The organism is Nocardioides terrae, from assembly GCF_900112345.1.
Classification (GTDB): Bacteria; Actinomycetota; Actinomycetes; order Propionibacteriales; family Nocardioidaceae; genus Nocardioides; species Nocardioides terrae.
Genome location: NZ_FOLB01000003.1, coordinates 208,437 through 223,768, shown reverse-complemented (window position 1 = coordinate 223,768; position 15,332 = coordinate 208,437). Strand labels below are relative to the sequence as shown.

The 15,332-nt window shown below is 73.4% G+C and carries 17 protein-coding genes and 1 pseudogene; 8 read left to right on the top strand and 10 right to left on the bottom strand.

Features of this window, described 5'->3' with window-relative positions; genetic code table 11:
- Positions 1–7 precede the first annotated feature (7 nt).
- The 3 genes and pseudogenes from BM236_RS19485 to pknB all read right to left on the bottom strand — a co-directional run.
- The gene (locus tag BM236_RS19485) at positions 8–136 is read right to left on the bottom strand and encodes a hypothetical protein (RefSeq protein ID WP_281247625.1); all 129 of its coding nucleotides are present in this window, start codon (positions 134–136) and stop codon (positions 8–10) included.
- A gap of 195 nt (positions 137–331) precedes the next feature.
- Positions 332–493 (bottom strand): PASTA domain-containing protein, encoded by a 162-nt coding sequence (locus tag BM236_RS19605; RefSeq protein ID WP_425434185.1) that lies wholly within the window; start codon positions 491–493, stop codon positions 332–334.
- 54 nt (positions 494–547) lie between these two features.
- A pseudogene (gene pknB / locus BM236_RS05820) lies at positions 548–2,263 on the bottom strand (Stk1 family PASTA domain-containing Ser/Thr kinase); the annotation flags it as partial.
- Positions 2,264–2,448: 185 nt separating this feature from the next.
- Between pknB and BM236_RS05815 the strand changes: the two are divergent.
- From BM236_RS05815 to BM236_RS05805, 3 genes are read left to right on the top strand one after another with little or no spacing between them, the layout of a single operon-like run.
- On the top strand, positions 2,449–2,832 hold the full coding sequence (locus tag BM236_RS05815) for an Rv2175c family DNA-binding protein (RefSeq protein WP_217645242.1): 384 nt from the start codon (positions 2,449–2,451) through the stop codon (positions 2,830–2,832).
- A 12-nt stretch (positions 2,833–2,844) separates the two neighbouring features.
- Positions 2,845–3,306 (top strand): guanyl-specific ribonuclease, encoded by a 462-nt coding sequence (locus BM236_RS05810; protein ID WP_245750157.1) that lies wholly within the window; start codon positions 2,845–2,847, stop codon positions 3,304–3,306.
- A 44-nt stretch (positions 3,307–3,350) separates the two neighbouring features.
- On the top strand, positions 3,351–3,761 hold the full coding sequence (locus BM236_RS05805; RefSeq protein ID WP_091121273.1) for a barstar family protein: 411 nt from the start codon (positions 3,351–3,353) through the stop codon (positions 3,759–3,761).
- A gap of 47 nt (positions 3,762–3,808) precedes the next feature.
- Here the strand turns inward: BM236_RS05805 and BM236_RS05800 are convergent, their stop codons facing one another.
- Positions 3,809–4,876, bottom strand: coding sequence for a polyprenyl synthetase family protein (locus BM236_RS05800; RefSeq protein ID WP_245750156.1), 1,068 nt, complete (start codon positions 4,874–4,876; stop codon positions 3,809–3,811).
- 127 nt (positions 4,877–5,003) lie between these two features.
- Here BM236_RS05800 and metF point away from each other — a divergent pair, with 127 nt between their 5' ends.
- Complete coding sequence (gene metF, locus BM236_RS05795; RefSeq protein WP_091121552.1) at positions 5,004–5,894, top strand: methylenetetrahydrofolate reductase [NAD(P)H]; 891 nt, start codon at positions 5,004–5,006, stop codon at positions 5,892–5,894.
- Between the two features lie 2 nt (positions 5,895–5,896).
- Here metF and BM236_RS05790 read toward each other — a convergent pair whose 3' ends face one another.
- The 3 genes from BM236_RS05790 to BM236_RS05780 all read right to left on the bottom strand — a co-directional run bounded on the left by BM236_RS05790 (position 5,897) and on the right by BM236_RS05780 (position 8,360).
- Positions 5,897–7,198, bottom strand: coding sequence for a phytoene desaturase family protein (locus BM236_RS05790; protein ID WP_091121268.1), 1,302 nt, complete (start codon positions 7,196–7,198; stop codon positions 5,897–5,899).
- Between the two features lie 22 nt (positions 7,199–7,220).
- A complete protein-coding gene (locus tag BM236_RS05785; protein WP_091121265.1) occupies positions 7,221–7,808 on the bottom strand; it encodes a DUF4126 domain-containing protein in 588 nt (195 codons plus the stop codon).
- A 69-nt stretch (positions 7,809–7,877) separates the two neighbouring features.
- Entirely contained in the window at positions 7,878–8,360 is a 483-nt protein-coding gene (locus BM236_RS05780; protein WP_091121264.1) for a YbaK/EbsC family protein, read from the bottom strand.
- A gap of 38 nt (positions 8,361–8,398) precedes the next feature.
- On the opposite strand from BM236_RS05780, the gene BM236_RS05775 reads away from it, so the two are divergent.
- The 4 genes from BM236_RS05775 (at position 8,399) to BM236_RS05760 (ending at position 10,765) form a co-directional block, all read left to right on the top strand.
- Positions 8,399–8,914, top strand: a complete 516-nt coding sequence (locus tag BM236_RS05775) for a hypothetical protein (RefSeq protein ID WP_091121261.1) — start codon at positions 8,399–8,401, stop codon at positions 8,912–8,914.
- Between the two features lie 163 nt (positions 8,915–9,077).
- Positions 9,078–9,515 carry an SAV_6107 family HEPN domain-containing protein gene (locus BM236_RS05770; protein ID WP_091121259.1) on the top strand — a complete coding sequence of 146 codons (438 nt, stop codon included), beginning with the start codon at positions 9,078–9,080 and terminating at the stop codon, positions 9,513–9,515.
- The gene (locus BM236_RS05765; RefSeq protein WP_091121257.1) at positions 9,512–10,222 is read left to right on the top strand and encodes a methyltransferase domain-containing protein; all 711 of its coding nucleotides are present in this window, start codon (positions 9,512–9,514) and stop codon (positions 10,220–10,222) included. Before BM236_RS05770 ends, BM236_RS05765 begins: the two co-directional genes overlap by 4 nt.
- A gap of 117 nt (positions 10,223–10,339) precedes the next feature.
- Entirely contained in the window at positions 10,340–10,765 is a 426-nt protein-coding gene (locus BM236_RS05760) for a DUF3040 domain-containing protein (RefSeq protein WP_091121254.1), read from the top strand.
- 43 nt (positions 10,766–10,808) lie between these two features.
- On the opposite strand, the gene BM236_RS05755 is transcribed toward BM236_RS05760, so the two are convergent.
- Genes BM236_RS05755 through BM236_RS05745 form a run of 3 tightly spaced genes read right to left on the bottom strand, consistent with a single transcriptional unit; the run spans position 10,809 to position 15,331 of the window.
- Positions 10,809–13,073: a transglutaminase TgpA family protein gene (locus BM236_RS05755; RefSeq protein WP_091121252.1), complete on the bottom strand. Its 2,265-nt coding sequence runs from the start codon at positions 13,071–13,073 to the stop codon at positions 10,809–10,811.
- Positions 13,060–14,322 carry a DUF58 domain-containing protein gene (locus tag BM236_RS05750; RefSeq protein ID WP_091121250.1) on the bottom strand — a complete coding sequence of 421 codons (1,263 nt, stop codon included), beginning with the start codon at positions 14,320–14,322 and terminating at the stop codon, positions 13,060–13,062. The genes BM236_RS05755 and BM236_RS05750 overlap by 14 nt, the downstream gene beginning before the upstream one ends.
- A gap of 4 nt (positions 14,323–14,326) precedes the next feature.
- Complete coding sequence (locus BM236_RS05745) at positions 14,327–15,331, bottom strand: AAA family ATPase (protein WP_175507564.1); 1,005 nt, start codon at positions 15,329–15,331, stop codon at positions 14,327–14,329.
- Between the last annotated feature and the right edge of the window lies 1 nt (position 15,332).

Genomic DNA, 15,332 nt, shown 5'->3' with positions numbered 1-15,332 from the left:
GCGAACGTCATTTCGCATGCCGGCGCCCGCACGCGCCCGCCCGATCGCCGCTGAACATCGCGATCGCTACCGCGACGAGGATGGGGATCAGAGCACCCAGTCGGATGGAATCGGCGACGACGACGTTGATCGCCACCGCGGCCGCGGCGAGTGCTAGGAGAGCTGACCGCAGCAGGAGGGACCGACGGTTCCGCTCGGGCCGGTGACTCGGGTCGGCGGGAGTACGTGCCATATGACAAGCCTGCTTGACATCACAAGGCCATGTCAAGCGAGCTTGTCATTGTGGTCGCCGGCGTCACGTCGAGGTGGTCTCGCCGGGACGGCGTCAGGGTCAGACGAGGTAGAGCGTGATCGTGCTGCCCTTGGGGATCTTCTTGCCGCTGTCGGGGTCCGATGACCAGACGAAGCCCAGACCCAGGTAGTGATCGGTCTTCGCGGTTTCGACCTTGAAGCCGAGATCCTCGAGCCTGCCGGTCGCGGCATCGACACCCATGCCGCGCAGCCCGCCGGGGATCTCGACGAGCTGGGGGCCGCGCGAGACGACCAAGCTCACCGTGTCGCCCTTGTAGAGCGTGCCGGAGTCCGGCGACTGGGAGATCACCCGGCCCTCGGGGACGTCGTCGTCGTACCGACTGTCGGTCTCGACGGTCAGCCCGGCGCCCTCGAGCGCGGGGCGGGCACGGTCGAGCGACTTCCCGGTCCAGTCGGCGACCTCGATCGGCCGGCGGCCCTTGCTGACCCAGACGTCGACGGACGTCCCGGGACGTAGCGTCGCGCCCGCGGCAGGGTCGGTCCGGATGACCTGCCCGGCCGGGACGGTCTCCGACCAGCGCTTGACCGCCTTGCCATAGGTCATCTTGATCCCGAGCAGGGCGTCCTGGGCCTGGTCGACGGTCCGGCCGGCCAGGTCGGGCACCTGGTACTGCTCGACGCCCTTGGACAGCACCACCGTGACGGTCCCGCCGTCGAGGACCCGGTCGCCCGGGGACGGCGAGGTGCGCAGCACGCGGCCCGCCGCGACGGTGTCGGAGTACGCCGGCCTGCCGACCTCGACGTCGAGGCCGGCCGCCTTCAGACGACTCTGTGCGGCGGCCTGGGTGAGGCCCAGCACGCCGGGGGTGCTGGTGTAGCGCAGGTAACCGAACCAGAGGGCGGCGCCGGCGATGGCCGCGACGAGCAGCACCGCGAGGGCCACCTTGAGGGGTCCGCGGCGCCGCCGGGCCGACGCCGGGGCCGCGACCGGTGCCGCGACCGGAGCCCGCAGGGGTGCCGGGGCCCGCGTCGGCCGCGAGACCGCCCGGGTGCGGTCGTCGTGCAGGTCGAGCGGCTGGTCCCAGCGCTCGGGTGTGGTGTCGTCGGTGACCCGCGCCGGCAGCGCCAGGTCGGCGGTGAGCTCCTCGTCGTCGCGCATCCCGGCGGCGAGCGCCGAGCCGACCCGCTGGACCTGGCGGAGCAGGACGCCGGCGTCGGCCGGGCGCAGCCCGGGGTCTCGGGCAGTCGCGCGGGCGACCAGCGCGTCGACGTACGGCGGCAGCGCGGGAACGAGCCGCGACGGCGGCGCGACGTCCTCGTGCACGTGCTTGTAGGCGACCTGGATCGGTGTCTCGCCCTCGTGCGGCTTGCGGCCCGTGAGCAGCTCGTAGAGCAGGATGCCCGCCGAGTAGACGTCGGCACGGGCGTCGGCCCGGCCCTCGGTGACGATCTCGGGCGCGATGTAGGAGACCGTTCCGATCAGCACGCCCGTGGACGTGTGCTGGGTGTCGGCGGTGACCGCGCGGGCCAGGCCGAAGTCGGCGACCTTGATCGCCCCCTCGTCGGAGATCAGCACGTTCTCGGGCTTGATGTCGCGGTGCACCAGCCCGGCCCGGTGGGCGGCGGCCAGCGCCGCGAGGACCGGTTCGAGCAGCGCCAGCGCGCGACGCGGCGCCATCGGGCTCTGCGAGGTGATCGTGTCGCGCAGGGTGTGGCCGGGGACGAGCTCCATCACCAGGTAGGGGGAGCCGCCGTCCTCGCCCTGGTCGTAGACCGAGACGACGTGGGGGTGCGAGAGCCGGGCCGCGGCGCGCGCCTCGCGCACGAACCGGGCGACGTACGCGCTGTCGTCGCCGAGCCCACCGCCACCGCCGCCCATGCCGCTGTGCATGACCTTGACCGCGACCGTGCGGTCCAGCCGCAGGTCGGTGGCCTCGTAGACCCCGGCCATGCCGCCGCGCGCGATCCGCGAGGTGATCCGGTAACGGCCGTCGAGCGTGCGTCCGAGCAGGGGGTCGTGGTCGGTGACGGTCGGGCGCGCCTGTGCTCCGGCACGGCTCTGCCCACGCCGGTCAGCCTGCATGTCGACCCTCCTGCTACCGGCCGGGGAAGAGACCGGATCGAAGCCATGGTACGGAGCCATCCCGCCTCAACCGGGCCGCGACTCGCGCAACGCGCGCGCCTAGGATCACTCCCATGGACGCTCCGCTGCGACTCGCCGACCACGACCTGGCCGCACTCGTGCCCGACTGGATCGACTGGGCGGAGGCGGCGAAACGCCTCGGCGTGAGCGTCGGCAAGGTCCGCACCCTGATCCGCGAGCACCACCTCGCCGCCGCCGTTCCGAACCCGGGGGAGAAGGGTGCCGGCCAGCGCATCCCCGCCGACTTCATCGTCGACGGCGAGCCGGTCAAGGGCCTGTCCGGCCTGCTCACCGTCCTCCACGACGGCGGGTACGACGACCGCGAGTGCATCGCCTGGCTCTACCTCGACGCCGACCTGCCGGGACGGCCCATCGACGCACTGAAGGAGAACCGCGGCTCCGAGGCCAAGCGCCGCGCCCAGGCGATGGCGTTCTGACGCGTGCCCGCGGTGAGCCGTCGGACGCTGTCGACGATCGGGTCGGTCGTCGCGGTCCTCGTGGTCCTCGCCGCTGTGGCGTGGACGCGGGGCACCGACGACGGCGGGACCTCCGGCAGCGCAGGCCCGCCGTCGTACGCCGGCACCTCGACCGCCGACGGGCAGGCGAGCGGGCAGACCGACCCGGACTCGGGGCTGCGCTGGATCGACGAGCAGGACCTGCCCGTCGAGGCGCGGACGACACTCGACCTCATTGATGCGGGCGGTCCGTTCCCCTATCCCGGCAAGGACGGCAGCACCTTCGGCAACTTCGAGAGGCTGCTTCCCCAGCAGCAGCGGGGGTACTACGAGGAGTACACGGTCCCCACGCCGGGGTCGCGCGATCGCGGCGCACGGCGGATCATCACGGGTGACGGCGGCGAGTACTACTGGACCGCCGACCACTACGAGCACTTCGACCGGATCAGGCGGTAAGCGCGACTCGAGGAGGAGCAGGCGATGGTTCGAAGGAACGACCGATGAGCGGCCTGGCGGGCATCCTGGCCGGGCACCACGCGCCGGGGGTCTACCGGTGGCACGCGGCCTTCGGCGCCGCTGACGTCAAGCACACCGTGGAGCACGCCGGCTGGCACTTCACCCGCGTCGACGGCGTCGGCGTGGAGGACAAGCAGGCGCTGATGGACGCGTTCGGCTCCGCGCTGGCCGCGCCGGACCACTTCGGCCGCAACCTCGACGCGCTGCGCGACGTCCTGCGCGACGTCGAGGGCCGCCTGGTCGTGCTGTGGGACGAGTGGGGTCCGTTCGCCCGCGCCGACCGCCCGACCTTCGACGCGGTCACCGACATCTTCGCCGAGCGCAGCGGACGGGGCGACCTCGCCGTGCTGCTCCGTGGCGAGGGCCCGGACATCCCGCTGCCCAGCCTCGACTGACCCCCGGCGATCGTCCCGCGGATCCCGGCTGCGCTCAGACGCTGCGCTCAGACGCTGCGCTGCGTCGCGGCCTCCGCCAGCCCCAGCAGTACGCCGCGGGCGTGCTCGTCGATCGGGGCGCGGTCGAGCGCGGCGACGGCCGAGTCGGTCAGCTCGGCGATGGTCGTCTCGACCTGCTCGCGCGCGCCGGAGGCGTCGATGATGCGGCGCAGGTCGTCGACCTGGTCGGCCGAGAGTGACCGCCCGAGCGCGGCGTCGAGGACCGCCGCGTCGGTGGAGGAGGCACCGTGGAGCGCCAGCGCTACCAGGACCGTCCGCTTGCCCTCGATCAGGTCGTCGCCGGCCGGCTTGCCGGTCACCGCGGGGTCGCCGTAGACGCCCAGGAGGTCGTCGCGCAGCTGGAAGGCCTCGCCGAGCGGCAGGCCAAAGGCGGTCAGCGCGGCCAGGTCGTCGGCCGACGCCCCGGCCAGCGCGGCGCCGATGTGGAGCGGCCGCTCGATGGAGTACTTCGCCGACTTGTAGCGCAGCACCGTCATCGCGGTCTCGACGTCCGCCCGGCCCCGTGCCTGCACCGAGACGTCGAGGAACTGCCCGGCGATCACCTCGCTGCGGCACGCGTCGAAGACCTCCAGCGCCGGGGCCACCCGCTCCACCGGGAAGCCGGAGCGCCGGAGCAGCTCGTCGGCCCAGGCCAGGAGCAGGTCGCCCAGCAGGATGGCCGCGGCGGCGCCGTACTGCTCCGGGTCGCCCCGCCAGCCGGCCTCGCGGTGGTCGGCCTCGAGCGCGCGATGGGTGGCCGGTCGGCCACGCCGGGTGTCGGAGGCGTCCATCAGGTCGTCGTGCACCAGTGCCGAGGCGTGCAGCAGCTCGAGGGAGGCACAGGCGCGGACCAGTGCGGCCTCGTCGGCGACCGAGGGGGCGAGGGCGCGGTACCCCCAGTAGCAGAACGCCGCCCGGAACCGCTTCCCGCCGCTCACCGTCACTCGGGCCTGCGCGAGCAGGCGGCCGGCGTCGGGACCGAGCGGCGCCAGGGCTGCCTCGTGCCGCTCCAGGAACTCGTCGAGGGCCTGCTGCACGCCGCCGCGGAAGCCGTCGACGTCCCAGGTCTGCGTCACGACCGACGAGCCTATCGATGGCCCGGGCGCGCACCGCACGTGCCCCGCGGGCTCGCGAACCACCCGAGCTGTCCAAAGGCGTGGACGATGCGCCGCCCCACCCGTCCGCGTCCCTAGGATGACCCGCATGACCGAGAGCGATGCGCAGCACATCGGCCGGCTGATCCGAGAGGGCGGGCGGTCGTTCTCGTTCGAGTTCTACCCCCCGAAGGACGAGGCGGGCGAGGAGCAGCTGTGGGCCGCCATCGAGGCGCTCGGGCCCTACCGCCCGACGTTCGTCTCGGTGACCTACGGCGCCGGCGGGTCGACCCGTGACAAGACCGTGCGGATCACCGCTCGGATCGCGCGGGACACCGCGATGATCCCGATGGCCCACCTGACCTGTGTCGGGCACACGGTGGCCGAGATCGAGGCGATCCTCGACGACTACGAAGCGGCCGGCGTGCGCAACATCATGGCGCTGCGCGGCGACCCGAGCGACGGCCCGCGCGCCGCGTGGACGCCCACGGACGGCGGCTTCAGCTATGCCTCCGAGCTCGTGGAGCTCGTCCGCGGCCGGGGCACCTTCGACATCGGCGTCGCGGCCTTCCCCGAGGGCCACCCGTCGTCGGCCTCGCTCGAGGCCGACGCCGACGTGCTCGTCGCCAAGGCCCGGGCCGGTGCGGCGTTCGCCGTCACCCAGATGTTCTTCCGCGCCGAGGACTACTTCGACCTGGTCGACCGCGTGCGCGCTCGCGGCGTCGACATGCCGATCCTGCCCGGCATCATGCCGATCCTCAACCTCGGCGCCATCCGACGGCAGGGCGAGCTCATCGGCACCTCCGTGCCCCAGGAGATCGCCGACCGGATCCAGGCCAGGGCCGACGACCCCGCGGCGGTGCGCGCCGAGGGCATCGCGCTCGCCGCCGAGCTGTGCGAGACGCTGCTGGCGGGCGGGGCCCCGGGGCTGCACTTCTACACGCTCAACCGGTCCAAGGCGACCCTCGAGATCTTCGACAGGCTCAACCTGACGGTCTGACGTCAGGCCGGCCCGATCGCCTGCGCGACCAGGGCCGCCGACAGACCCACGAACGGCAGCCCGTCGCCCCCCACCGCGTGCGCGCCGGCCGCGTAGACGCCGGCGATCGGTGTCGTCGGCCCGAGCCGCGCCGTCGAGCGGCCGCGCCAGACCACGCCCAGCGGCGAGCCGTGCCAGCGCTCGACCAGGTCCCGCGGCGAGAGGTCCACCCGGCTGACGACCCGGTCGCGCACGTCGACCTTGTGGCGCGCCAGCGCGACCAGGATGTCTTCGAAGATCCGGCCGCGCACGTGCACCGTCCAGGCATGACCGCCCTCGGGCGCGCGGCCGCCAGGTCGCACGACCAGCGTCGGGTCGCCGTGCAGCACCAGCTCGGCGGGGAGGTCCGGGACGGCGCCCTCGAGACCGAGGTGGACGACGAACGGCGGGATCGCGGGCGTCGCCCGGGCGGCGTGCACCTTGAGCGCGGGGAGGTTGCGCGGGTCGGTCGCCACGACGACGGCGTCGGCGTCCACCTCACCCTCCGCCGTGCGTACGCCGACCGCGCGGCCGTTCCGCAGCACCAGGTCGACCGCCGGGGTGGACGTGTGCACCTCCACCTTCCGCGTCGCCATCCGGTCGGCCAGGGCGGTGGCGAGCGCCGACATGCCGCCGACCGGGCGCCAGGCGCCGAACCGTTGCTCCAGGTAGGCGGTCAGCCCGGCCCAGGCCGGCACGTCGCGCAGCACATGCCCGGCAGCCTCGAACGGGTGGCCGGCGACCAGCCGCAGCCGCTCGTCGGAGAAGTCGGCGCGCAGGCGACGATGCAGCATCTCCCGGCTGCGCAGCAGCGCCGTGACCTCGACCGGCGGAGCCGTCGTACGCGCCTCGAAGACGTGCTGCCGCAGCGCCTCCCAGACCGCGCCGTAGGTGCCGACATGGTCCACCCACGCCTGTCCCTGCGGGCGACCGCGCTTGTCGGTGAGCTCGTCGAACGCCGCGACCTGGGCGGCGCGGGAGCCACCGGGCAACCGCACCGACGTCCTGTCCCGGAACCGGTGCTCGCGGACGATCTCGACCGGCTCGAGCTCGAGCTCGCGCTCGAGTGGCCGGCCGGACTTGCGGAACAGGTCGCGGACGACCGCGGGCAGCAGCGTCGTGCTCGCCGACGCGTCCCAGGAGAAGTTGTCCTGCTCGACCGGGCGCAGTGCGCCACCGAGGGTGGGCTCGGCCTCGAGCAGTGACACCGCGTGGCCGAGCTTGGCGAGACGTGCCGCAGAGGCCAGCCCGGCGAAGCCGCCGCCGACCACCACCACCCGCGCCACGGGCGCAAACCTAGCCCGTCGCTCAGGCGGGCACCGCTCGGTCCTTGCCCTTCCATCGTCTCCAGCCGCGGCGGACGACCTTCGCGAGCAGGTAGAGCACGACGAGGCCGCCCACGAGCAGCACGGCGGCGACCGCGGCGGCCGCGTGCGGGTGGTGGATGGCGAACGCCACGACCGCCAGGACGGCGGTGTCCTCGGTCAGGCTGGCGATGATGTTGGAGAACGGCTCCGGGGAGGCGTTGATGGCCAGCCGGCTGCCCGCCTTCGTCAGGTGCGACAGCAGGGCGGTGCCGCCGCCGACCACGCCGTTGACCGCCTGGTCGAGCGAGCTGGCGTCACCGGCCAGGAGCACGCCGACCACCGCAGCCACCGTGGGGCGGATCGCCGTCGAGATCGCGTCCCACGTCGAGTCGACGTAGGGGATCTTGTCGGCGACGAACTCCGTCGCGTAGAGCGCGGCGGCGACGAGGAGCACCGGCCAGGTGCCGAGCGCGTCGGGGATCTGCGTGAAGTCACCGATGCGGTCGGCGATGCCGAGCACGAGCACGACCAGGTAGGCGTTGACGCCGCTGGCCCAGCCGCTGGAGAAGGTCAGAGCGAGGCTGTCCATGGTGCGATGTTCCCCCCGATCGCGCGGCAAGATGTGCCGAGCACGGGTCGACGACGCGCTGCCGCGCGTCTATTCCACCTCCACCTCGGTGGCTCCGGTCAAGGAGATGAGCTCGTCGACGGTCGTGGAGAACACGGTGGCCGGGTGGCCCGCGGCCGCCCAGACCACGGGGTGGCGCCGCAACCAGCCGTCGACGTAGGTCGGCACGGGGGTCGGGTGGCCGATGGGGGAGACGCCGCCGATCACCTGACCGGTGTGCGCCCGCACGAAGTCGGCGGACGCGCGCTTCAGACCCGGCAGGCCGAGCCGCTCGGCGGTCAGCGCGGTGTCCACCCGGTGGGCCCCGGAGGTGAGCACCAGGACCGGCGTGCCGCCGGCGTCGAAGAGCAGACTGTTGGCGATCGCGCCGACCTCGCAGCCGAGCGCGGCGGCCGCCAGTGCGGCGGTGTGGACCGAGTCGGGCAGAATGACGATGTCACCTGTGCCGCCGCGCCGTGCGTGCTCCTCGCGGAAGCGGACGACGGACGGGTGCTCGGTGAGGTCGGAGGCCATGGGCCGACCCTAGCCATCTCGAGCGAACGGAGTCATGAGTGGACGAGCGGCCTGCGTCGCTGACCCTTGCCCTACAGCTGCTGGTGGCCCTGGTGCTGCTGGGCGCCGTGGCGGTGGTGCTCATCGTCGTCCTCCGTGACGACCTGGTCCGCTCCTGGGCGGAGGGGAACCCGGCGGTCCGGGAGCTGCTGCGGACCGGCGGCCTGCCGGCGGTCGAGCAGGGCTCGGTCCCGCCGCCGCAGTTCGTCAGGGTCGCCATCACGCTGTACGTCGTCCTGTCCGGCCTGATCGGGGTGTTCGGCGTCTTCCTGAGCAACGGCTACGAGTGGGCCCGGCTGGGCATCACCGCGCTGCTGTTCTTCTCAGGCGTCGCCGGCGTGGCCGGCCTGCGGGTCGGACAGCCGACCACGTTCACGGTGTGCACGATCGTCGGGCTGGCGCTCTTCGCCGCTCTGATGGTCCCGCTGTGGCACCCGGACACCACCGCCTACATCCACGCCGACCCGGACGCGGACACCGGCGTGGACGCCGACCTGGACACGGCCCTGCACTGACGCGGGCGAGGACTGTCGGTGCCCGCTGCTTGACTCGCCTCCGAACGCCGAACGACGCGCCTTGACCGGCCCGTCGCGCGGCGCTACCGTCGGAATATCGAACACGTGTTCGATCAGGTTCGGTGGAGCGGAAGCTCCTCCGGACCGCGAGAGGAGCAGCGCGATGACCCAGGTGACGATCCTGCCGGCCACCACCCACGCCTACCTGATGCGGTCAGCCTCGTCGCTGGCCGAGGCGATGGAGTCCGACGACGTCGCCACCCGCTACGCCTGCGCCCACGTCGCCGCGCTCCAGGCGGCCGCCGCCCTGCTCGCGGCGCGCTCGACTCCCATGCTCGCGGCACGCCGCCGGCCGCAACGCAACGCCTGGGTGCTGCTGAGCGAGGTCGCCCCGGAGCTCACGGACTGGGCGGCGTTCTTCTCGGCCGGAGCCGCGAAGCGGGCGGCGGCGGAGGCCGGGTCGACCCGAGCCGTCACCGGCGCCGAGGCCGACCACCTGATCCGCGACGCCGACCGGTTCCTCGCCGTCGTCGAGCAGTCGCTCGGCCTCGTCCCGCACGGCACGATCTTCGAAGGAGTCGCCACTAGGGTGGGCGCATGACCGTGAGCGAACGCCGGGGGAGTGCCCGCACGGCCGTCGTCTGGGACACCCTCCGGCCGATCCTCGACGCCCCACCGCTCGACGTCCTCGACATCGGCGGCGGCACCGGCGGGTTCGCGGTGCGCGTCGCGCAGCTGGGCCACCGGGTGACCGTGGTCGACCCCAGCCCCGATGCGCTGGCCGCACTCGCCCGTCGCGCCCGCGAGCTCGACGTCGAGGTCGAGGGTCGCCAGGGCGACCTCGGCGCGCTCGGCGTGGAGCAGGGAGCCGTCGACCTGGTGCTCTGCCACGGCGTGCTGGAGGTCGTCGACGACCCGGCCGAGGCGATCGCGACCCTCGGCCGTGTCCTGCGCCCGGGCGGCCGGCTCAGCCTGCTCGTCGGCCAGCGCAACGCCTCGGTGGTCGCACGGGCCATGGCCGGCCACTTCGCCCAGGCGCTCGCCCTGCTCGACGACACCAGTCCGTCCGGACGGGCCGGCCGCCGCTTCACGGTCGCGGAGGCGACCGACCTGCTGGCCGATGCCGCGTTCCGGGTCGACTCGGTGCACGGCGTGCGGGTCTTCGCCGACCTGGTGCCCGGTTCGCTCCTCGATCTCGAGCCCGGCGCCCCGGCCGCGCTCGCCGAGCTCGAGCACGCCGTCGCCCAGCGACCCGACTTCCTTCCACTCGCCGCGCAGCTGCATCTGATGGCCACCTTCGACCGATGAGTCCCGGATCGGTGGAATTTTCTTGCGCGCGGGTACCGTGTGATCAACCTGCTGCCTAGACTGGCTCCAGGAGATCAACGCGGCGGCACGCCGCCTTCAGAACCAGCGGGAGGACCGGTGCCACTCTCTGAAGAGGAGCTGCGGCTGCTCGAGCAGATGGAGCGGGCTCTCCTGCAGGAGGACCCGAAGTTCGCGTCCACTCTTCGCGGCACGTCCTTCCGACGCGCAGCCCGTCGGCGCGCCGTCCTGGCCGGGGTCGTCTTCGTCGCCGGCATCGCGCTCCTGATGACAGGCGTGATCACCCAGCTGCCCGTCGTCGGCATCATCGGCTTCGTCATCATGCTCGCGGCCGCGACCGTCGGGCTCGCCGCCATCCGCTCCAAGCCGGTCGTGCAACCGTCGGCCGGGCACCCGAGCCACGGCCTGACCGTCTTCGAGGGCGGTCGGCGCGGCAGGACGCGCACCCGTCGCCCCCACGGCTCCTTCATGGACCGCATGGAGCAGCGCTGGCAGCGTCGCCGCGACGGCAACGCCGGCTGGTAGATCCCGCTTTGAGTGGCCGGCCCTCGGCCTCCGGCCGAGAGGGTCAGCCGACCTGGTCGACGAGCTCGGCCGACGTCGTCTCGGCCGGCACCGGCTGCAGGACCGACCGCGGCCACCAGGCCGCCCGGCGTACCGCCCGGTCGCTGCTGGCCCGTCGCAGTCCCGCGAGCACGGTGAGCACGTCGTCCTCGGCGACCTTCGCCGGCGAGTGCAGCGAGTAGCGCGCCACCTCGACCGCCTCGACGATGCGCCACAGCGCAGGTCGGTCGTCCCCGGGCAGGTAGCGCTCGAGGATCCCGGCCGCCGCGCGCGGCGAGAGACCCACGGGCCAGCTCAGGCCGAGGTCGGCGACGGTCTCCCTGATCTCGGTCCAGGCGCCCTCGGGCGCACCGGCCCGGAGCCGGGCCGTCCGCCGCCGCGTCCGGAGCCGTGAGGGGACCAGGGCGAGGGCGCCGAACGCGGCGACGGCCAGCACGCCGCCGAGCGTCCACCACCAGATCGTGTGGGAGCTGACCGCGGGTGCGTCGCTCGTCGACTGCGTCTCCTCCCGCGGCTTCTGCGTGTCAGCCGCACCGGCCGTCGGCTCCGCCGAGCTCGGAGCGGCGCTCGGCAGGTCGTCGGCCCGGGGCGCACCGAGGTCACGGGTGTAGCCGGGCACGTCGGGGACGTGCGCCGCCGGCGTCGGCTCGAACCGCACCCAGCCGGCCCCGCTGAAGAAGAGCTCGGGCCACGCGTGCAGGTCGTGGGTGCTGTAGATCCAGCTGGCCGGGCCCACCTTCTCGGGGCTCAGGAAGCCGACGGCGACCCGCGCCGGGATGCCCAGTGACCTGGCCATGGCCGCCATCGCGGCGGCGAACTGCTGGCAGTAGCCGCGACGTCCGCCCTCGGCGGTGGAGAGGAAGCTCTCGAGGTCCCCCGGGCTGCTGCCGATCGGCACGGTGTCGTCGTAGACGAAGCCGCCATCGTCGCGGAACCAGTTCTGCAGCGTCACGGCCTTGGCGAAGTCGGAGCCGGCCGACGCGGTGACCCGATCGGCGAGGTCGCGGGCGCTCTTGGGGTAGTCGTCGGGGAGGTCGAGGTAGGAGGTGCCCACGCTTCCCGGCGAGCCCTGCGCGTTGGCGAGGTCGGCGGAGTCGAGGTCGAGCGCGACGGCCTTCATCTGATAGGTCATGCCGCCGGCGCCGCCCTGGTCCGGTCCGGCCAGGAAGTCCATCGTGCGGGTGTCGTAGCGCCAGTCGCCGGCGGCGTGGATCTCGTTGATCGGCGCCTGCGTCGGCAGCCAGCGCGAGTCGAAGTCGTTCCCGATCGACACCTGGTAGTCGTACGTCGTCCGGTCGACCCAGGTCGCCACCCCGAGCAGCCCGGGCAGGAGACCGTCGGCGTCGTTGGTGACGGGGACGGAGCGGTTGCCCGCCGACCACTCGTTGTCGCCGAAGCGGTTGAGCACGGCGATGCGCAGGTAGGAGGGGTCCGGGTCGTCGGTGGTCACCCGGATGACGGGGATGTCGGGCCCGCGGACGAGGTCGCGGCGCAGACCGACCAGAGGGTTGGTCACGGTGATGTGGCCACCGCTGCCGTTGCCCGGGCCGAGGCCGAACAGCTGCAGGTCCAACGTGGGGACCAGGCCGGGGAGGATGATCGCGAGGACGGTGGCCACGCTGCCGACGTACATCGCGCCCGCGCTCTCGCGAGCGCCGAGGGTGTCGGGGCTCTCGAGCCGGCGTCCCCACCTGCCGACGATCTCGCTCTGACTCAGCACGAGCATCATCAAGAAGCCGGCGGCGCCGAGTGCGAAGCCCCACCACGGCAGCCCGCCGTCCACCACGGAGAACGGGACGGCATAGATCGCGAGCAGGGGCAGGCCGGCCAGCGCTGCCCGGCGGAAGGTGCAGGCGAGCAGGTCGACGAGAACGAAGCAGAGGAGGCCGCCGCCGATGAGCAACGGGGCGATCCCGCCCGCCACCTGGACAGGGGGACGCTGCGTCCGCACCACGTCACCGGCGTGCGAGAGGTCGGCGCGCAGCTCTGTCCAGGCACCGGCGACGGGGAGGGGCGATCCGGTGAGCAGGAGGCTCACGGCCGCGCCCCCCACGACGAGCTGCGCGAGCAGGACCAGCCCCCATGGCAGCCGCGCCCAGCGCGCCAGCGAGCCGACCCCCGCCACGACGAGGCCCAGGAGAAGGAGGGCCGCGAGGTAGCCGCCCGGGTCCTGGGAGAAGGCGCGCCACGACAGCGTCGTGGCCCACACGGTGGCCGCGGCGACGATCGCTTGCAGGACCGGGCCGAAGGCGGTGTCACGGATGCGCATGTGCCACCCCCCGCCGCCACGCCCGTACGGCGCCCAGCTCCTGCCACGCCTGGTCGATCCTGTCGTCGGGCGTGAGCCCGACCGCCCGCCAGCCCTGCTGCAGCAGCCAGCCGGCGGACCCGCCGCCGGCGATCCTGGTGGGACCCCACGCGTCGACGTCGAGCGCGACCGCGAGTGCACCGCCGGCGTGGTGCTGCACCCGCCGCATGACGGCGAGGTCGGGCCCGGTGAGGCCGCCGACGACGGCGACGGTGAGCGAGCCCGCGCCCTGCTCGCGCAGCCAGCCGGTCTCCAGCACGGTGTTGGGCAGCGCCTGGACCATCGCCAGCGCCTCGAGCAGGTGGCCGGCGGTGACCGCGGCGTCGTCGTGCTGCCACGACGTCCCGGGGTCCTCTCCGGCGGCGGTGACGAGGCGGACCGTGTAGCCGCGGCTGGTCAGGTGCGCCGCGACCGATGCGGCGACCACGACGGCCGTCTCCAGGGAGGAGGCCGCGCCCTCCCCGCGGTGCGCGCCGACCCGGTTGTCGAGGAAGACCGTCGCCCGGGTCTGCCAGGGCTGCTCCTCACGGCGCACCATCAGCTCGCCGACCTTGGCCGAGCTGCGCCAGTGCACACGGCGCAGGTCGTCGCCGCGGCGGTAGTCGCGGACGGTGACGTCCTCCGCGCTGCCACCGGCGAACGCGCGCGGCCGCTGGTCGCCCGAGCCGGTGAGCGACCCGGACAGCGCGATCCCCGGCAGCGGGACGGTGTGGGGGGTGACGACCAGGGGAGTGGTGGTCCGGAACGCCCGGGTCAGCTCGACCAGGCCGAAGGGGTCGCCGACGCGCACCGTCATCGGACCGAGCTCGTAGCGGCCGCGGGTCTCGGCACGGACCGGGTAGTCCACGCTGCCGTGCCAGCCGTGCTCGACGCCCTCGACGACGAAGCGGGGGCGGCTCCCCAGCGCGTAGGGGACCTGCTCCTCGATGCGCAGGGCACCGGTCGGCATCCGGCCGTCGTTGCGCAGCGTCAGGCGCACCCGGGCGGACTGCCCGGCCGGCACGACCTGGGGGCTGACCGTCCGGACCAGCGACAGCTTGTAGCGCGCCCGTCCGACCGCGAACGCGGTGACCAGGGGGAGCGCGACGAGCAGCACCCCGACCCGGACCAGCGTCGACTGCCCCAGCAGGATCGCGCACACCACCGCGCTGATCCCGGCGGCGAGGAACGCCCGCCCGCGCAGGGTCAGACCGGAGAGCGCCTCACGCACGTGGTCACCCCGCGCTGCCGGCCGGGACGGGCACGGTCGCGAGGATCGCGTCGAGCACCGAGGCCGTCGTACGTCCGGTCATGGTGGCCTCGACCGTCGGCAGCAGCCGGTGGGCGAGGACCGGCGTGGCGAGCGAGGAGACGTCGTCGGGCAGCACGTAGTCGCGCCCCCGCAGGGCGGCGGCCGCCTTCGCCGCGCGGACCAGGTGGAGCGTGGCTCGTGGCGAGGCGCCCAGGCTGAGCTCGTCGTGCCCGCGCGTCGCGGAGGTGAGCGCCACCGCGTAGCGCTGGACGGCGTCGGAGACGTGCACCTGTCCGACGATCCCGATCAGCTTGCGCAGCTCGCTGGCGTCGGTGACCGGCTCGAGGTCGTCGAGCGGGTTGGCCCGGGTGTGGGAGGCGAGCATGGCGATCTCTGCCGCCGGCACCGGGTAGCCGACCGAGACGCGGGCCATGAAGCGGTCGCGCTGGGCCTCCGGCAGCGCGTAGGTGCCTTCCATCTCGACCGGGTTCTGGGTCGCGACGACCATGAACGGCGCCTCGAGCTGGTAGGTCGCGTTGTCGACGGTGACCTGACGCTCCTCCATGCACTCGAGCAGCGCCGACTGCGTCTTCGGCGAGGCGCGGTTGATCTCGTCGCCGACCACGATGTTGGCGAAGACGCCGCCGGGCCGGAACTCGAACTCCCGCGTGTTCTGGTTGAAGACCGAGACGCCGGTGACGTCGGAGGGCAGCAGGTCGGGCGTGAACTGGATGCGGCGGACGGTGCAGTCGATCGAGCGCGCCAGTGCCTTGGAGAGCTGCGTCTTGCCGACGCCGGGGACGTCCTCGATCAGCAGGTGCCCCTCGGCCAGGAGCACGACGAGGGTCGAGAACACGACGTCGGGCTTGCCCTCGATGACGCGCTCGATGTTGGCGCGGATGCGACCGGCCACGCGGGTCAGCGTCTCCAGGTCCGCGCCCGGGACCGAATGAGGGGTTGCTGACGGGTCAGCGGTCGGCGTTGTCACG